Origin of the sequence: Streptomyces sp. NPDC052101, from assembly GCF_040680235.1 — a bacterium.
Taxonomy (GTDB): Bacteria; Actinomycetota; Actinomycetes; order Streptomycetales; family Streptomycetaceae; genus Streptomyces.
The window spans coordinates 1-1,112 of sequence record NZ_JBFAWH010000156.1; the positions used below are offsets into that span (position 1 = coordinate 1).

Here is a 1,112-nt window from a genome sequence, read left to right on the forward strand (position 1 = left end):
CATGAACGCCTTCGACCTGGCCTTTGATGGCCGCCTCACCGCAGGCCAACTCTAGCCACATCAAGCCCAGTTACACCGCTCGCTTTACAGACCCCTCAGTGGGAGCAGTGCGTGCAGGCGGCGCCGGCGAACGCTCGGTCCGCTGCGGCGACGTCGCGGCCGGTAAGATGCGCGGCCGCGTCCAGCACGGAAGAGGGGGCGCCGGCGAGGGTCAGGCGCCCAGGAACAGTTGGGGCAGCTGTCCGACCGCCTCCAGGGCCGCGGCGTAGTTCTTGCGGGCCTGCTTGATGCGGCGGACGTCCGCAACCAGGTCGGCATACGGCACTGTCAACTTGTTGTGATGAGGGGAAGTTGAGGTGTGCTGAGGGCAGGGCTCGTCGGGTGTGTCGGCTGCTTCAGGCGGTGGCTGTGCAGCCGGTGACCTGCTTCCAGGTGGTGAAGCGATGATGCATTTCCTGTCGGTATTCGGTGGCGGTGAGCTTGTGGCGGCGGGGGCGGAAGTGGGGTGAGATGCCGGAGAAGGCGGAGAGGAATCTCTGGGTGTGTCCGGGTGAGGTGAAGCGTTTCATTGCCCGTTCCCGCTGCCGGGTGGGCTGGTGACTGTTCTCTGCGCGATTGTTCAGATACTTCGAGGAGCGGTGCTCGACGGAGGGCATGACGGTGCGGTGGGCAGCGCCGTAGGAGCGCAGCTTGTCAGTCACGATCACCCGGGGCGCGTACTCGCCCCCCTTGAGCAGGCGGCGGAAGAACCGCACCGCGGCGCCGGTGTCACGCTTGTTCGTCACCAGGATGTCCAGGACGTTGCTGTCGGCGTCGACCGCGCGCCACAGGTAGTGCAGCTTCCCGTTGATCTTGATGAATACCTCGTCCAGGTACCACTTGTCCCCGGGGCGGGGACGGCGCCGGCGCAGCCGGTTCGCGTATTCCTGGCCGAACTTGGCGCACCACTGCCGGATGGTCTCGTAGGTGACGGTGATGCCGCGCTCGAGCAGCAGTTCCTCGACCTCGCGGAAGGAGAGGGGAAAGCGGTGGTACAGCCAGACCGCGTGCGCGATCACCTCCACCGGGTAGCGGAAGCCCCGGTACGACGGCGGCATGTCCACGAGCAGGCC

The 1,112-nt window shown here is 66.4% G+C and carries 1 protein-coding gene; it reads right to left on the minus strand.

All coding sequences use genetic code 11. The features are described from left to right. Window positions 1-395: 395 nt before the first annotated feature. Complete coding sequence (locus AB0L75_RS44450; protein ID WP_365191974.1) at window positions 396-1,097, minus strand: IS6 family transposase; 702 nt, start codon at window positions 1,095-1,097, stop codon at window positions 396-398. Window positions 1,098-1,112: the final 15 nt, after the last annotated feature.